16 protein-coding genes are annotated in these 15,377 nt (G+C 60.0%); 10 read left to right on the top strand and 6 right to left on the bottom strand.

Going from position 1 to position 15,377, the window contains the following annotated elements; genetic code table 11:
• Positions 1-6 precede the first annotated feature (6 nt).
• The 4 genes from LK03_RS11340 to LK03_RS11325 form a co-directional block, all read right to left on the bottom strand.
• Entirely contained in the window at positions 7-387 is a 381-nt protein-coding gene (locus LK03_RS11340; protein ID WP_028696888.1) for a hypothetical protein, read from the bottom strand.
• A complete protein-coding gene (locus tag LK03_RS11335; protein WP_038412432.1) occupies positions 384-731 on the bottom strand; it encodes a helix-turn-helix domain-containing protein in 348 nt (115 codons plus the stop codon). Before LK03_RS11335 ends, LK03_RS11340 begins: the two co-directional genes overlap by 4 nt.
• A 99-nt stretch (positions 732-830) precedes the next feature.
• The gene (locus LK03_RS11330) at positions 831-1,271 is read right to left on the bottom strand and encodes a YkvA family protein (RefSeq protein WP_038412431.1); all 441 of its coding nucleotides are present in this window, start codon (positions 1,269-1,271) and stop codon (positions 831-833) included.
• 297 nt (positions 1,272-1,568) lie between these two features.
• Positions 1,569-2,324: an FKBP-type peptidyl-prolyl cis-trans isomerase gene (locus tag LK03_RS11325; RefSeq protein WP_038412429.1), complete on the bottom strand. Its 756-nt coding sequence runs from the start codon at positions 2,322-2,324 to the stop codon at positions 1,569-1,571.
• A gap of 221 nt (positions 2,325-2,545) precedes the next feature.
• Here LK03_RS11325 and LK03_RS11320 point away from each other — a divergent pair, with 221 nt between their 5' ends.
• The 4 genes from LK03_RS11320 to LK03_RS11305 all read left to right on the top strand — a co-directional run bounded on the left by LK03_RS11320 (position 2,546) and on the right by LK03_RS11305 (position 7,026).
• A complete protein-coding gene (locus LK03_RS11320) occupies positions 2,546-2,749 on the top strand; it encodes a ParD-like family protein (RefSeq protein WP_038412427.1) in 204 nt (67 codons plus the stop codon).
• The gene (gene map / locus LK03_RS11315) at positions 2,746-3,537 is read left to right on the top strand and encodes a type I methionyl aminopeptidase (protein ID WP_038412426.1); all 792 of its coding nucleotides are present in this window, start codon (positions 2,746-2,748) and stop codon (positions 3,535-3,537) included. The genes LK03_RS11320 and map overlap by 4 nt, the downstream gene beginning before the upstream one ends.
• 124 nt (positions 3,538-3,661) lie before the next feature.
• Entirely contained in the window at positions 3,662-4,354 is a 693-nt protein-coding gene (locus tag LK03_RS11310; protein WP_038412425.1) for a DUF1266 domain-containing protein, read from the top strand.
• Complete coding sequence (locus LK03_RS11305) at positions 4,351-7,026, top strand: DUF805 domain-containing protein (RefSeq protein ID WP_038412423.1); 2,676 nt, start codon at positions 4,351-4,353, stop codon at positions 7,024-7,026. The genes LK03_RS11310 and LK03_RS11305 overlap by 4 nt, the downstream gene beginning before the upstream one ends.
• Here the strand turns inward: LK03_RS11305 and LK03_RS11300 are convergent.
• Positions 7,020-8,732 carry a molecular chaperone HscC gene (locus LK03_RS11300; protein WP_049870474.1) on the bottom strand — a complete coding sequence of 571 codons (1,713 nt, stop codon included), beginning with the start codon at positions 8,730-8,732 and terminating at the stop codon, positions 7,020-7,022. The two genes, LK03_RS11305 and LK03_RS11300, sit on opposite strands and share 7 nt — an antisense overlap.
• A 260-nt stretch (positions 8,733-8,992) precedes the next feature.
• The gene (locus LK03_RS11295; RefSeq protein WP_038412422.1) at positions 8,993-9,961 is read right to left on the bottom strand and encodes a LysR family transcriptional regulator ArgP; all 969 of its coding nucleotides are present in this window, start codon (positions 9,959-9,961) and stop codon (positions 8,993-8,995) included.
• Positions 9,962-10,235: 274 nt separating this feature from the next.
• On the opposite strand from LK03_RS11295, the gene LK03_RS11290 reads away from it, so the two are divergent.
• The 6 genes from LK03_RS11290 to argC all read left to right on the top strand — a co-directional run bounded on the left by LK03_RS11290 (position 10,236) and on the right by argC (position 15,252).
• Positions 10,236-11,153 (top strand): fatty acid desaturase family protein, encoded by a 918-nt coding sequence (locus LK03_RS11290; RefSeq protein ID WP_038412421.1) that lies wholly within the window; start codon positions 10,236-10,238, stop codon positions 11,151-11,153.
• Between the two features lie 75 nt (positions 11,154-11,228).
• On the top strand, positions 11,229-12,152 hold the full coding sequence (locus LK03_RS11285) for an iron-containing redox enzyme family protein (RefSeq protein WP_049870473.1): 924 nt from the start codon (positions 11,229-11,231) through the stop codon (positions 12,150-12,152).
• Positions 12,153-12,172: 20 nt separating this feature from the next.
• The gene (locus LK03_RS11280) at positions 12,173-12,889 is read left to right on the top strand and encodes a 2OG-Fe dioxygenase family protein (RefSeq protein WP_205621212.1); all 717 of its coding nucleotides are present in this window, start codon (positions 12,173-12,175) and stop codon (positions 12,887-12,889) included.
• A 15-nt stretch (positions 12,890-12,904) separates the two neighbouring features.
• Positions 12,905-13,375, top strand: a complete 471-nt coding sequence (locus tag LK03_RS21925; protein ID WP_081951589.1) for a GNAT family N-acetyltransferase — start codon at positions 12,905-12,907, stop codon at positions 13,373-13,375.
• Positions 13,376-13,385: 10 nt separating this feature from the next.
• Positions 13,386-14,234 (top strand): ThiF family adenylyltransferase, encoded by an 849-nt coding sequence (locus tag LK03_RS11270; RefSeq protein ID WP_240478604.1) that lies wholly within the window; start codon positions 13,386-13,388, stop codon positions 14,232-14,234.
• An 82-nt stretch (positions 14,235-14,316) separates the two neighbouring features.
• Positions 14,317-15,252 (top strand): N-acetyl-gamma-glutamyl-phosphate reductase, encoded by a 936-nt coding sequence (gene argC, locus LK03_RS11265; protein WP_038412419.1) that lies wholly within the window; start codon positions 14,317-14,319, stop codon positions 15,250-15,252.
• The last annotated feature ends 125 nt before the right edge of the window (positions 15,253-15,377 follow it).

Raw genomic sequence — 15,377 nt, 5'->3', positions numbered from 1 at the left:
TGAAGATCAACAGTCCGCTGAGCGTTCCTCGGGGTAGCTGTACTCGAACACCCGCACCACCTCGGAGGCATGCCAGGAGGCCGCCTCCAGCCCATCGACCGGGCCGCTGAAACGGCCTAGACGCTCGACGCAGGCAAAGAAGCCGGTACGCGGCAGTCGACTGGCGCCCTGGCTGATCACCAGCGAACTGCGCAGTGGCTGCTCGGCCCGCGCGTCGAGCACCGCCAGGTACTCCAGCGCTGCGGTCAGGGTCTGCATGGCCGGGGTGGGAAGTTGCAGGCGTTCGATCAACGCGCGGTAGGTGAGCAAGTGCCGTTGCCGGCGGGCCAGATCGAGCTCGCCCAGCAGGCTGTGCCAATGCTGACGACTGATCCGCACCTGGCTCATGACGGCTGACTCCAGCCAGGAACACCCAGATGCCAGGCCAGGGCACGCAGGATGGCATCACCCGGCTCGCGCTCACCGGACTCTATCATTGCCAGATAGGCCGGGCTGATACCGACATTGCGCGCCAGCGCCTCGGGGGCAATGCCCTTGGTCACGCGCAGATGCGCCAACTCGCTCAGGGCCGGCAAGGCCACCTGCTCTGGCGCCAGCGCTGACGCTTCCTCACTGTGCTCGTCGCTCTTGGCCGGAGCCTGGCCTGCGGCCTTCAACAACGCCTGGTACTGCTCCCAGGGCACGACGGCGTACTCGGGCTGACCGTCCCGGCTGATGACCTGAATACCCATTGCTTCATCCTCTTGGCAGGATCACAGCATGCAATCCATCGACATGATCGTGCTGGCAAGTATAAGTCCATGCACGCGGATGTGTGCAGCGCAGGTGAATCAAGGGGCAGATCTTTCCAGGCGCAGCGCTTCTGGGCTGTCGGGGAGACGCTCGACCTTGCGCAGACGCTCTGGACTCTGGCTGTCGCGCCAGGCCTTGAAGCGGGCCAGCTCATCGGCCACGGTTTTCATCACCCAACCGAGCACGGCGATGTCGTCGAGAAAGCCGACACCCAGGATCCAATCGGGAATGGCGTCGATGGGGCTGACGAAATACAACAGGCCCGCGACGATGGTCACCAGTGCCTTGGTGCTGATCGCGCGGTACTCGCCGCGCCACCAGGCCAGACACAGCGACTGCATCAAACGCAGGTCGTCGCGCATCTTGCCAAGCTTGGGGCCTTTGCGCGCCACTGCGAAGAGCAAGGCAGGCAAACGCCCGCGACTCAGCAGGCGTTCAGCCAAAGGCAGGAAACGGGCGAAATTCCACGGTGCGCTCATGATGCCTCCGTTAGGCAGGAAGGTTATCCACATTTATTGTGGATAACCTTGTGAACAGGGGGGCGTTTTGCGTGTGATGCGCCCACAGGGCAAGGGCCGAGCTTAGATCGGGTATTTTTTACACAGTGATTTCAGCCGCGCAAAGCTTTTGCGACCGACCGTTACGGCCGTTGCCAAGGTCGTACTGCGTGGGACAGTACCTGACGCTGAGGGTTCGTTGTACCGGCATGGGCGCCAGCCAGGGCCGGATACGCGAACGCCCCGTCGAGACGGGGCGTTCGCGGTGAAGCGCTGAACTTACTGAGCCGGAGCGGCGGGTTCGGCGCTCGGCGAGTCTGGCGCCTGCTCCTGAGCCTGAGCCGGGTCCTTGATACCGAGCAGTTCGAGGTCGAACACCAGTACCGAGTTAGCCGGAATCTGTGGGCTTGGGCTTTGTGCGCCGTAGGCCAGCTCGGCGGGAATGTACAGCTTGTACTTCTCGCCAACGTGCATCAGTTGCAGGCCCTCGACCCAGCCTGGGATCACACCGCTGACCGGCAGATCGATGGGGCTACCGCGCTCGACCGAGCTGTCGAACACTTTGCCGTCGATGAGTTTGCCTTCGTAGTGAACAGTGACCACGTCAGTCGGCTTGGGCTGCGGGCCATCGGCCTTTTTCACGACTTCGTATTGCAGGCCGGAAGCGGTGGTGACGACACCCTGCTTCTTGCCATTTTCTTCGAGGAATTTCTTGCCAGCGCTGGCGGCCTCTTCGCTGGCCTTGGCCAGACGCTCTTCGGCGCGCTTTTGCAGGGCGGTGAACGCTTCTACCAACTCTTCGTCCTTGAGGCGCTGATCTTTCTTGCCGACCGCATCTTCGATACCCAGGGCCACGGCCTTGGAGTCCAGGTCGTCCATGCCTTCCTGAGCCAGGCTCTTGCCCATGTTCAGGCCGATGCCGTACGAGGCTTTCTGCGAAGGCGTCTTGAGCTCGACGTCGCTGGTCTTCGCGTCGCAGCCTGCAAGCACCAGACCTACCAGGGCAACCGCAGCCGCCAGACGATGTTGTTTCATGCTGATTCCTTGTTCATGCGCCAGAGGGGCAAATCAGGTAAAGCCGCGAGCTTAGCAGGCGGTCATGACCAATGGCTACCGGCATGAGAGCTGCTTGCGGCCATGAAGTTCCTTGGGTGAAGGCTTCTTCATGGGAACGGCGGCCAGTCAACCGACAGTGGCGCGGCAGGAGTGCCAAACGATATGCTTCGCATACGCTTCATATATCAGGGAGTACTTCAATGGGCATCGTCAAGATCTGCGACGCACTGCATCAGGACCTTCGCGTGGCGAGCACCGCCCTGTCACGCTCGATCAACGCCCAGGCCGAGCACTGGATTCGCCTGGGCATGCTGGCTGAACTGCATCCGGACTGCACCTATCAGCAACTGCTGCGCCAACTGCTGCGCCAGGAACAGGCCAACCTCAAGGAATTGCTGCAATGAGCAACGTGATCGTCAAAGATGCCGCGCAGATGGCGCTGATGCGCCATGCCGGGCGCCTGCTGGCGCAGGTGTTCGCGGACCTCGACACCTTCATTGGCCCAGGTGTCACCACCTTGCAGATCAACGACCGCGCCGAGGCCTTCATCACCGAGCAGCTCAAGGCGCGCCCCGCCAGCAAGGGCCAGTACGGGTTTCCCTATGCCCTCAACACGTCAGTGGACAACGTGGTCTGCCACGGCATGCCCAAACTCGATGAAGTGCTGCTCGAAGGCTCGATCATCAATGTCGACATCACCCTCGAACAAGGCGGCTATATTGCCGACTCATCGAAGATGTACTGCATCGGAACTATCGGCGGCGAGGCACGGCGCCTGGTCGAGACCACCTACGAGGCCCTGCGCAAAGGCATCGAGCAGGTGCGCCCCGGCGCTACCTTGGGCGATATCGGCCATGCCATCCAGAGCCATGCCGAAGCCGCTGGCTACAGCGTGGTGCGCGAATACTGCGGGCACGGGATCGGCAAGCAGATGCATGAAGCGCCGCAGGTGCTGCACTACGGCCAGCGCGGCATGGGCATGCGCTTGAAACCCGGCATGGTGTTCACCATCGAACCGATGATCAACCAGGGCAAGCGCGGCACCCGCACCCTGCGTGACGGCTGGACCGTGGTCACCCGCGATGGCGCACTTTCAGCCCAGTGGGAACACACCGTGGCGGTCACTGAGAGTGGCTTCGAAGTGCTGACCTGGCGCGAGGAAGAACGTGACGTACTGCCCATCACCGGCTGAAACCAGGCTGGCCGCGGCACCAAGTCGCCCTGCGAAGGTCTGACCCAGGTGCCATGGCCCTGCTGGCCTGGCGCCATCCCTGTTTTCCACTGCCTCAAGCCTGAGGCTCGCCTGGAGCCCGCTCATGGACGAATCCGCGCAGCACTGGCTGCACCTGCTGTCCGCCCCCATGGCCGCCCTCAACGGTGCCAGCCTGACCGCCGCCGACTACCACGAAGGCGAAGACAAGACCGACCTGGAGCGCTGGTGGGGTTTGAGCAATCGCGCTCAGTTGCTCGATATCCTCAACATGGCCGACAACGGTCATGCCCTTGAACTGGCCGACGCCTACTGGCAGTTCCAGCGCTGTCTGCCCCAGCAATGGCAGCGACGTCTGGCTGAGCTGCCGCTGCGCGAGCGCATCAAGTACCAGTACGCCGCGCGCACCTTTCCCGAATGCGGCCCCGGTGGCACCCGCGCCTGGGACCTGGGGCGCATGAGCTTTCTGCTGCGCAATGGCGTGAAGAAAGCCTGGATCACCTACGAAGAAAGCCTGTGGCTGCACTATCGCCTGGCCTTGCGTGCGCGGCATTACTACAACCACTGGGACAGCTACATCGCCGGTTACCTGTTCGGTAAGGCGCTGTGGAATGCTTCCGACTGTCCCGACGAGCAACTGGCGGCCGAGCTGCAGCGCCAGGGCAATGAGCACTGGAACCGCTGCATCGCGCTCAATCTGCGCTTGAGTGCTCAGCAACTGCTGGCCGACGTACCGTGGGACATGCCACTGCCCGAGCCCTACCGCCCCAACTCTCTGGAAGAGGACTGCTGGTCATGAGCTGCTGGATTCGCCTGGGTCTGGAACCGACCCAAGACCTCGACGCCATCCGCCTGGCCTACCGCACGCAGTTGCCGTCGCACCACCCCGAGACCGATCCGGAAGGTTTCCAGGCGCTGCGCAGCGCCTACGAAGAAGCCTTGCGCCTGGCCCGCGAGCACGAGGCGCTGGATACGCAGGCGCCGGTTGACGATGCAACCCCCACCGCCGACGCGTTGCATCCGACCCTGCAAGCCTTCCATCACCTGCTCGAAGAGCCGAGCCTGCGTTTCGACCCGCAAGCCTGGCAAACGCTGATCGACGAGCTCGACGAGTTGCCGCTCGAGCAGTTGGACGATGTCAGTTGGCAGATACTCGGCGGCCTGCGTGACTGCGGACCGATTTCGCACCGCTGCGTGGGACTGCTCGCCACCCGCCTGGGCTGGGCCGACCAGTTGCTGCGCATGGAAAACCCGCAGGAAGTCGAGGCCCTGCTGCAACGCCTGCAAGTGCCCGACCCGTTCGACACCGTACTGATGCGCGACTGGCCGCCGATGCTGCAGATGGAGGCCCTGTGGTACTTCCGCAGCCTGGAATTCATCTTCCAGAGTCGCCCGTTGTTCGAGTTCGAGCAGTTCGTCGAACAGCACACCTGCGTGGCGATGCCCAACGACCCGACCCTGATCGAACGCCTGTACATGCAGTTGAGCATGGCCGGTATCGCCAGCCCGACGGTGCATGCGCACTGGCAGGCAGAGCTAAAGGCCAGCCCGGACGATCCGGACCTGCTGTACCTGGTCGGCCGTCAGGCCGAACTGCTCGGCGACCAGACGCAGGCACTCACGTGCAACTTGCGCCTGCTGCGTGAACACGACTACCCCCAGGCCGAGCGCTGGCTGCTCGAATACTGCGCCCGCCATCAGCCGCAATGGCTGCCGTTGCTGATCCAGTCGCTCGATCAGCAACCGTTGCCCGACACCTGGCCGACCGAGCTCAGCGATCCTCTGCTGGGCATCCCGGCGCAGAACCCGCAGACGCTGGCGCGCTGGTCGGAAGCCTCCCGCGAAGGTCTGGGCGGTATTGCCGCGACCTTCATCGACTGGCGTCTGGACGGCGACGATGAGCTACCGTTGCTGGCCTGGCTGCTCGACGAGCAGGACGATGCCCTGCTGCACCGTCGTTACTGGCAGGCCTGGGCCTTGCAGCGTGGCGAAGCCGGGTTGCTGCAACAGATCATCAGTGCCACGCCGACCGACGACGCGCTGGATGCGTTGATCCTCGAAGGCTTCCAGCGGCAGGCCAATCAGCAGTTGCACTGGCTGTGTCAGTCCGAGGTTGCCGCGACCCTGACCGAGTATTCGGACCGCGACGACGCCGGCCTCGATCTGCCAGGTAGCCTGCTGACCCTGGAGGTGCATCCCGCCTGCCGTGAATGGCTGCGGCGCATGCGGGTCTATTCAGCGCCTGCGCTGCTGGGCCTGAACCGCCAGTTCCAGATGCGCCAGATGTTCACCGTACCCTTCGCCATGGCCTTGCAGGGGCAGTTGGCCGAGCGCGGCATCGTCCTGCCGCCAATGCCCGGCGGTGAGGCGCTGTGGGACTGGCACCGCCAGCAGTTGTTCATGCTGGCCATGCTCGATCAACCAGCGCGCTGGATGGAGCTGGTGTCGGCCCACGTCTCGCAACGCCTGCACTACCCACCCGAGCACCCGTTCCACGGCCTGCATCAACAACTGATCAGCGCCCAGGCCCACGCCGAGGGGGGCCTGCTGCAATGGCTCGATCACAGCGATCCAGTGCAGGAAATGGTCGCTGGGCGCCTGCTGCATTTCGGCAACGCCCTGGAGCTGGCGCGCCTGCCCAGTACCGCGCAGCTTTACGCCTGCCTGCAACAGGACACCGTGCTGATCAATGACTACCCCTTTGGCTATTCGCTGCTGTGTGCGGTGCTGCTGCACGATCTGTCGCTGGACAGCGAGCAGCGCGCCAAGCTGCTCGATCGACTGCAGGGAGCGCGAGTGGTTGCCGGATGGTTCGACGGCTTCCGCAAAGGATTGATCGAAGGCAAGCCAAAGCCCCCGGCTGCACAGGACATCAACGCACTGGGGCTCGACAGCGATCTGCTCAAACGCGTCGTGGAGGCCCTCGATCGTTTGATCAACCGCGGTCAGCCGCCCTCGACCCGGGCGCTGCGCGCGCTGCAGAGGGCCAAGGACGACGAGCACCAGAACCCTGGGCTGCGTTGCGCGATCATGGCCATTCTGAGCTGGTCGGAACGGATGCTGCGCAACCGCGCGCAACAGCCCGCGGCGCCAGCCTGGCAAGCGTGGAAGCTGCGCAGTCGGCTCGATCGCAAAGGTTATGCGCTGACGCTTGGCGCGGTAATCTTCGGCGCGGTGGCGCCGGGCTTCGTCCCTGATGTTGGTATACCGGTCATGCTTGGCGATGCCGGCAGGGTGCTGATCGTGCTGCTGCTGATCAGCGCGTTGCTGCGCAGAATGCGCGACCTAGACCAAGGCGTGTGGCTGATGATTGGGGTATTGGTACTCAGCCGCCTGATACCGTTCCTGCCGCTGGTTGTCATGGCGCTTCCCGGCGACAAGCTGCCTAACCAGTACGGCCCGCCGCCGGGCCGGTCCGAACCGTTGCAAGACGGCCTGCAAGCCGCCCTGCGCCGGCTGAACGGTCAGTAGCGCAGTTCGTCCAGCGCCTGGCTGAGCGCCTGGCGCTGGCGATTGATCTCGCTGCTCTGCTGTCCGGCGAGGACGCCGTTGAAGGTGTCCAGCCAGTTGCCGATCAACTCCCGCTCATCACCTAGCGCCTGCATCCAGGCGCGCTCCAGGCGTGCCAGCAAGGTGCGGTTGGGCAAGGTATCGCGCGGGTGGATCTTCAGGCCAGACAGGCGTTCGTGGCTGGCCTGACGCGCTTCGGGATCCAGACCGGTGGGGCTGCGGTCGATGCTGTGGCTGTGCTTGAGTCCGGTCTCGATGAAGGTGACGTCCACCTCCAGCAGGCCGTTGATGTCATAACTGAAACGCACGTCCAGCGACTGGATTTGCCCGGTCGGCTGCAACGGGATGTCGAAGCTGTCGACCAGAATGTTGTCACGCACCCACGGCCGTTCGCCCTGATACACCGCGATGCGCACACTCTTCTGCTCGGGATGAGCGCTGTAGAAGCGCTGCACCTTGGAAGTGGGGATGATGGTGTTGCGCTCGATGATCGGCGAGAACGCGCCCGGCGCATCTTCGCCGCGCTGCGAGGCCACACCCAGGGTGTACGGGCACACATCGGTGAGGATCAGTTCGTCGATGGCTGCGTCGCGCGCCTTGCAGGCCGCCTGGCTGGCGGCGCCGAGGGCGACGATGGTATCCGGGTCGAGGTGCCGATACGGCAGCTTGCCAAACAGCTTGGCCACCAGTTGCTGCACTTGCGGCATGCGCGTGGCGCCACCGACCAGTACCAGGCTGTCGAGCTCGCGCGGGCTTAACCGGGCATCGCGCAGGGCCTGCTCGATCGGCGTGCGCACACGCGCCAGCAACGGCGCCCAGATACTCTGCAAGGTGCTGTCGTCGATCTGCCATTCACGCGCCTGACCATCACCGTTCCAGTGCAGCACGCGACTGCCCTCACCGGCCTGACACTTGAACTGCTCGATGGCGTCATGCAGGCTGGCCAGCACCTGTGGCGACAGGGTCTCGAGGGTCAGCCCCCACTCGCGCAGGCAGGCCGCCAGCAAGGCGTCGGTGAAATCCTCCCCGCCCAGGTAGTTGTCGCCGGTGGAGGCATGCACCTCGATCAGCGGCAGGGCGTACTCCAGCACGGTCACGTCGAAGGTGCCGCCGCCCAGGTCGAACACCAGTGTGCGCTCGAACTTCTGCTCGTGCAGGCCGTAGGCCATGGCAGCGGCGGTCGGTTCGTTGATCAGGCGCTGCACCTTGAGCCCGGCCAGCTCGGCGGCGAACACGGTGCGTTTACGCTGCTCGTCGCTGAAGTAGGCCGGCACCGAAATCACCGCCTCGCTGACGCTGCAACCCACATGCGCTTCGGCGTCCTGCTTCAATGCCCCAAGCACCAGCGCGGACAGCTCTTCCGGGGTGAAGCGCTGATCGCCCAGCTGGAAATGCTTGTCACTGCCCATGAAACGCTTGAACGCAGCAGCCGTACGGTCTGGGTGAGTGGTCAACCGCGCACGGGCAGCCTTGCCGACCAGGATACTGCCGTCATCATCGACGCTGACCACTGAGGGCGTCAGCACCTCACCCAAGGCGTTGGCGATCAACTGCGCCTTGCCGTCCTGCCAGATGGCAATAAGGCTGTTGGTGGTGCCCAGGTCGATGCCCAGGAGGGGTGACGTGGATGTGACGTTCGGCGTGTCTGGGGCGAGGGCATCCTGCATGGGTCGGTCTCTGGCATACGGTGAATGGCCGGGAAGGTGCTCCGGCCGATGAAAACGATTGTGACGCAATGGGCGGAGCAGGTGAAGGCGTCGTAAGGTTTAGAGGCCTGCCGGTGCCGGATTGCTCAAGAGAAAATCGGAGATCACCGCACTCTGCGTGCAGTAGTGTTAACTGGGTCAGTGCTCACACACCGTCTCTCGCAACACCTCAGGTTTTGCCATGACGTCGGATAGCGAGAAACAGTGGCCGAGTCAGAGATTCATCGGGGTGGATTCAAGGGTACGCCAAGCCGCTCTGGCGAGGGTAATGAAGCGCCTAGAGCCAGTACTGCCGTAGTGCGCGGTACGATCAACCATCGCGGTGTAGACGCGAGCAGATGCTCTGTCATGCGCTTCAGCACGTCACCGCTATTACGCCAGTAATGCCAGTACAGCGGCACATCAATGGGCGTATCGGCAAAGAGCTCTTGAAGGCGTCCGTCCCGCAGTTGCTCGAGGATCTGCAACTCAGGCACGAGCCCCCAGCCGACACCCGCCTCGGCCATGCGTATGAAGCCCTCCGACGACGGGCAGTAGTGATGCTGAAAGCCGCCTTCATAACCCAGCGAGGCCAAGTAGCGGTGCTGAAGATAGTCGTCTGGACCAAACACCAAAGCCGGGCTGCAGGCAATCTGCTGCGCGGTGACCGGACCGGTGAAGTGGCGCAATCGGAACCCTGGACTGGCCACTGCACGATAGCGCATGGCACCGAGCAACTCACTGCGAGCCCCACTGAGTGGACGCTCGTTCGCACAGACGCAGGCCGCGACTTCGCCAGCGCGCAAGCGCTTGAGGCTTACGGCCTGATCATCAACCACTAGGTCCAGCAGGATTCGCTGTTCGAAGCAGAATTGTCCAACCGCTGCTGCCCACCACGTCGCCAGGCTGTCGGCATTGATCGCCAAGCGCAAACGCTCGGGTGCGCCGTCTTCATCCAGCGTGGGTACGTATTGACGTAGATCGCGCTCCAGCAGAAGCACCTGTTGAACGTGATACAGCAAGCGCCGGCCAGTTTCAGTCGGCACCGGCGGGGTGGCGCGCACGAGCACCGGTCGGCCAATCCTTGCCTCAAGCAATTTTATGCGCTGTGACACAGCAGGTTGAGAAAGCCCGAGAACTTGCGCAGCGCGTTCGAAACCAGCCTGTTCTACAACGGCGGACAAAGCGGCAAGCAGTTTGTAGTCAAACATCCATTTTCCTTATGAGCGATCACGATTTTCTTTTTTACTTCCCTGTCGGACCTGCGGAAAATCAGCGCACAAACATGACCCTGCCGAACACATGAACGTGCAAGATCAATAATTAACCATGCGCTGTTGAATCTTGCACATCGCTGGCGAGAAAAATACCGCAGGACCTACACCAACAGTTAACACGAGATCCCTCCGAAAACATATGAACTCAAAATAAAAATTGTGCAGCACCACTGGCCGCAGTAACAGACAATTCTCAATGGAGTGAACCGTGCAAAAAGCCACGACCGACGGACTGGGCAGACTCTCGCTGTCCGATATAAAAAGCAAATCCAACGATGTGACCTTCGCCTTGAAGTTCACCCTGTATGCAGCCTTGATAGGGATGGGTGGCTGGATGGCATTGAACGAACACATCGGAGTGATGCTAGGAGGTATGGTACTGCTGGGCTGCATGTTCGCCCATGGCGTTGAGCTTCAACATCAGGTACTACACGCGCAGGGTTTTCGTAACAAAAAACTGAATGAATGGATCGGCGTACTATTGGGCCTGCCCATGCTGGTATCGTTCGCTGAATACAGGGCAAGTCATATGCACCATCATCGCTTCCTGGGCACGCCCCAGAATGAGGAGTTCTTCGATTATGGCGACCAGTACGGCAAATTATCACTGCGCTCATTAAGTTCGATGCTGATCCGTCTATTCATGCTCACACACTACCTTCGGCTGCTAAGAAATATGTTTTTCAGCCTGACTTCGGAGCACCGAAAGTTCAGCCTCAACGTATCCAGACGCATCAAGCGCGACCACATTGCAATGTTGCTGATGATCGCGATGTTGAGCCTGCTCTCGGCAGAATTTGGCGTCCGCCTAGTACTCTGCCTATGGCTGCTGCCATTGCTATTCATTGCAGCACCGATTCATGCACTGATCGAGATGCCGGAGCACTTCCGCTGCGCGACCGACTCGACTGACCCGTTCCAGAACACCCGCACGATTAAAAGCAACGCATTCATGAACTGGTTCACCAACGGTAATAACTACCACGTCGAGCACCATTACATGCCGGGCCTCCCGATCGATCGACTGCACGATCTGCATGAAACTATTCATCAGCGATGCGCGTATGTGGAAACTTCATACACCGCATTTTATTCGCAACTGCTGAAGTCTGCATTCAAGCGCTGAACTCTCTAACCGACATGGCATGGCCGGTACTGGCCGAGATCGTGTGCAGCTCGTCGTCTCCCTTGAGGACTCATCATGCTTCACCACAATGAACTGCAACCCCAGATGTCGTGGCAACTGCCAACCTTCAATACCGTCCCCACGCAGCAAGTCCTGAATGATTTCTATCTTCGTGAAATCGCAGAGCCTTGGGATTTTAAAAGAGCCCCAAGGAACGACGAATACATCACAATTCATCGCCTTGAGCATCAATGGAATCAGTATGAGGAAGGTCGAGCCGACTGCGCGAACTTACCGAGCACCGCGGCCGAATTTCTCATCTGGTACCAAACGCTGCATCAAGAACACCGTCGTGAAGTAGCGCCGTTCTTCGAGTACCTCGCCGAGCGCTCATCCCTGGCAGAGCTCAACTTCTACATTGCCATGGAAGAGCAGGTTGATGGACGTTTTGACGATGTCATCGCACTCGCTCAACTGGGCATGTCCGGTGACATGAAGATGGCGTTGGCGGAGAACTTCTGGGACGAGATGGGCCTGGGCCAACTCAACGAGATGCACACGCTGTTATTCAAGGATTCGGCTCAGCGCCTGCAGGCGTTTTCCGCCTTACCAGAAACGGTTGTTGAAGCACCCTTCGAAGCCTTGAAGAACGGCAACATCCTGCTGATGTATGCCCTGCGCCGGCAATATCATCCGCGTCTGCTGGGTGCACTGACGATCCTGGAACACACTGCCCCTTATCGGTTCTCCCGCACCGTCAAGGCCATGCGTCGCCTCGGGGTGCCTGAGCAAGCCATCTACTACCACCACATGCATGTAAAGATCGATGCCAACCATGGCAAGCAGTTGCTCAACCGGGTCATCGTCCCGCTGATCGAAGCATCGCCGGCTGCGCTTGAAGAGATCTGCAGGGGTTGCCTGATTCGCTACAACATCGCTGCCGATTACTACCGCAGTATCGCGCAACGCCTGAACTTTCCGGCCAGCCTGGCCCAATAAAGACTGAAACAGGAATGCTCATGACCCTGCATGCCACTTACGACAAGGCCATCTTTGGCCTGAAAAACAACCGCTTCGTCACCGGTTCGACCAACCAACTGCTTGCTACTGACTTCGCCACATCGCCAAGCTGGCCGGCGTTTCAAGACTATTGGAACCATCTGGAACTGGACAAGTTCATGAATGATGGGGGCAAGTACCGTTACCGTCGCTTTGGCCGCTTCAAGTGGTTCGCAGACGGTAATCGCCTGGAGCAACAAGCTCACACCCCGTATTCCCAACCGGAGTATTTCAACCCGCTGAATGGTGGCATGGAACGGCACTTCGCACCCGTGACGGAGGACATGGCGAATAACTGGGTATTGCGCACCTTGCTCCTCGAATTGGCCAATAGCTATGCGCAGATCGAGGATGTGCAGAGCTGGAAGATTAATACCTATTTCAATCGCATCATCACCACTGCCGATATGCAAGGCTCACCGGTGCCGGAAGGTCGCCACCGGGATGGTGTGAAGTTCAGCTGCCTGTTCATGGCGGACTGCCAAAGCATCGCTGGCGGAGAGACGACGCTGTTCGACATCATGCATCAGCAACCCATCCATGTCGGCACGCTCGCCGCAGCAGGTCAGATGTTGGTGTTCCGGGACGACACGGTATTTCACGACACCACGCCGATTAAAATTAGCGGTGAGGCGCAGCAGGGCCATCGTGATCTGTTAGTCATCGAATTCTACTGACATTACGAGCCGAACATGACGCACTCATCAAGTCCCACAATCAGCGATCATACGACCTCCCGGCCAGCCGCGCAGGTGATTCGGATACTCGAAAAACATGAACTACCCAGCACCCTGCCATTGCTCTGCAGCGTCTACCCGTACTTATCTATCGACACACTTCAGACACGGATGGACGTTATTGCCAACGCGACATGGCAATGTGCTGGCGTGTTTCAGGACGGGCAACTGGTAGCGCTTTCCGGGTTTTGGGTGAATACCCGTTTGTATTGTGGCAAGTACCTGTACATCGACCACTTCATTGTTCAGTCGGAACAGCGCTCACTGGGTGTTGGCAGCCACCTGCTCGCCTACATGAAGCAGCAGGCTGAAGCGCTAGAGTGCGAGCAGATCTGCCTCGACACCTTCGTCACCAATCGCGTTGCCCAGCGTTTCTGGAGCCGTCATGGCTTCCACATCGTCGGCTTTCATTACGTATCCGAGTGAGGCATCAATAGTGACTCAAACCAATGATTACCCGCGCGACATCATCTACAGCCGCATGCTGGGTCTGGTCAGCGAACAGGAACTCGACACACTGGCTGGCAAGACAATTGCCGTACCGGGTTGCGGCGGGGTGGGGTTTACTCATGCGGAGACGCTGGTGCGCATGGGTGTGGGCGGCATCAAGATCGCTGACTTCGATACTTTCGGACCGGAAAATTTCAATCGTCAGTTCGGAGCAACGACCCATACGGTAGGACTGAAGAAAGCCGAGGTACTGCGCGAGCGCCTGCTGTCGATCAATCCGGCGCTGCGCATCGAAGTATTCGACGGTATCAGTGCCAATACCCTCGATCATTTCCTCGACGGTGTTGACGTACTCTGTGACGCCCTGGATTATTTCGTCATCGAACCGCGCATAAAGATGTACCGCAAAGCGCGCGAATTAAATATTCCAGCCGTCGTGTCATGCCCGATCGGCTTCGGCGGCACGCTCCACCACTTCAGCCCACAATCGATGGCATTCGAAACCTACTTTGCGCTGAGCGACGCGATGAGTGAGACCGATAAGTTGTTGAACTTCGGAATCGGTCTTGATCCGCTGCGGCTGCATCGCGCTTATTTACAGGATGCGCAGTTGGACTTTGAAAAACGCAAAGTAGCGTCGTTAAGCTCTGCCTGCCTGCTTGCCACGACATTGACCGCAACCTTCACGTTGGCCAAGCTATTGGGCCGGGAGCTATTTTTCAAGCCTGTGCCGTATGTTTACCAAATAGACTATCTCGCTGGAAAGTTTGAGGAAACTTATGTTGCAGACGGTGTGACCGGCCTCCTCAATCGTATCCATGAGACTCAGCCTTAGTATCCAATTGGATGGTTATCAACAGTGCGCCGAGATCTGTGTTAGGCTTTCGGCACATCCACTATCGCGATGATTTTTCAATATGAAGCCACTTATCTTTATCGACGGGGAAACCGGTACAACTGGCCTTCAGATACATGCGCGTCTCACGGGCCGTACTGACATCGAGCTGCTGCAATTGCCCCATAGCGAACGCAAGGATCCGGTCAAGCGTAGCGAGGCCCTGAATAGTTGTGATATCGCCATCCTCTGCCTGCCGGATGATGCAGCGAAAGAAGCCGTATCGTTCATTGAAAACCCCAGTGTACGCGTGCTTGACCCAAGTTCAGCACACCGCACCACGCCGGGATGGGTATATGGTCTTCCGGAGCTTACCGCAGGCCAGGCAGAGCGCATCGCGACCGCCAAGCGGGTGTCTAATCCTGGGTGCTACCCCACCGGCGCGATCTGCCTACTGAGGCCGTTGACCCAGGCGAGCGTTCTGCCGAAGGACTATCCAGTTAATGTGCACGCCATCTCGGGCTATTCGGGCTCCGGGCGATCCCTGATTGATGCCTATGAGTTGCCAGATCATCCCCAGCACACCACTGCGCCCTATCGTGGCTATGGCCTGAACCTCAAGCACAAGCATATTCCAGAGATGAAGGCGGAAGCATTGTTGACGCATCCACCCATCTTTACGCCGGGTTATGCCAAATACCGCCAAGGCATCGTACTCTACGTGCCACTGCACTTACGCCTACTGCCTGCTGGTGCGTCGACCGAGCAGATTCACGCGTGCCTGAGCAAGCATTACGAAGGTTGCGAGTTTATCAACGTAGTGCCACTGGACCAATCGGCTACTGTTGCACAACTGGACCCGGAGTATCTAAACGATACAAACAAACTGGATATTTACGTTTTCGGCAACGAGCAGGATGACCAGGTCATCCTTGCGGCCGTCTACGACAATCTCGGTAAAGGCGCCTCGGGCGCGGCAGTGCAGAACCTCAACCTTATGCTCAAGGGTCAGGCCTGACCACGTGACAGACTCAGCTCAGTGACTTAGCTGTTGCAAGCCAAGTCAACGTTTGCGCGTTAAATGCATGGGGCGAGGACTGCCGGGATAGCCCTGCGCTCAAACGCCCTATCTATTGTTTATTC

The sequence above is a fragment of the Pseudomonas cremoricolorata genome (assembly GCF_000759535.1).
GTDB classification, from domain to species: domain Bacteria; phylum Pseudomonadota; class Gammaproteobacteria; order Pseudomonadales; family Pseudomonadaceae; genus Aquipseudomonas; species Aquipseudomonas cremoricolorata_A.
The sequence above is the reverse complement of the archived record's forward strand: the minus strand, read 5'-3'. Positions and strand labels throughout refer to the sequence as shown.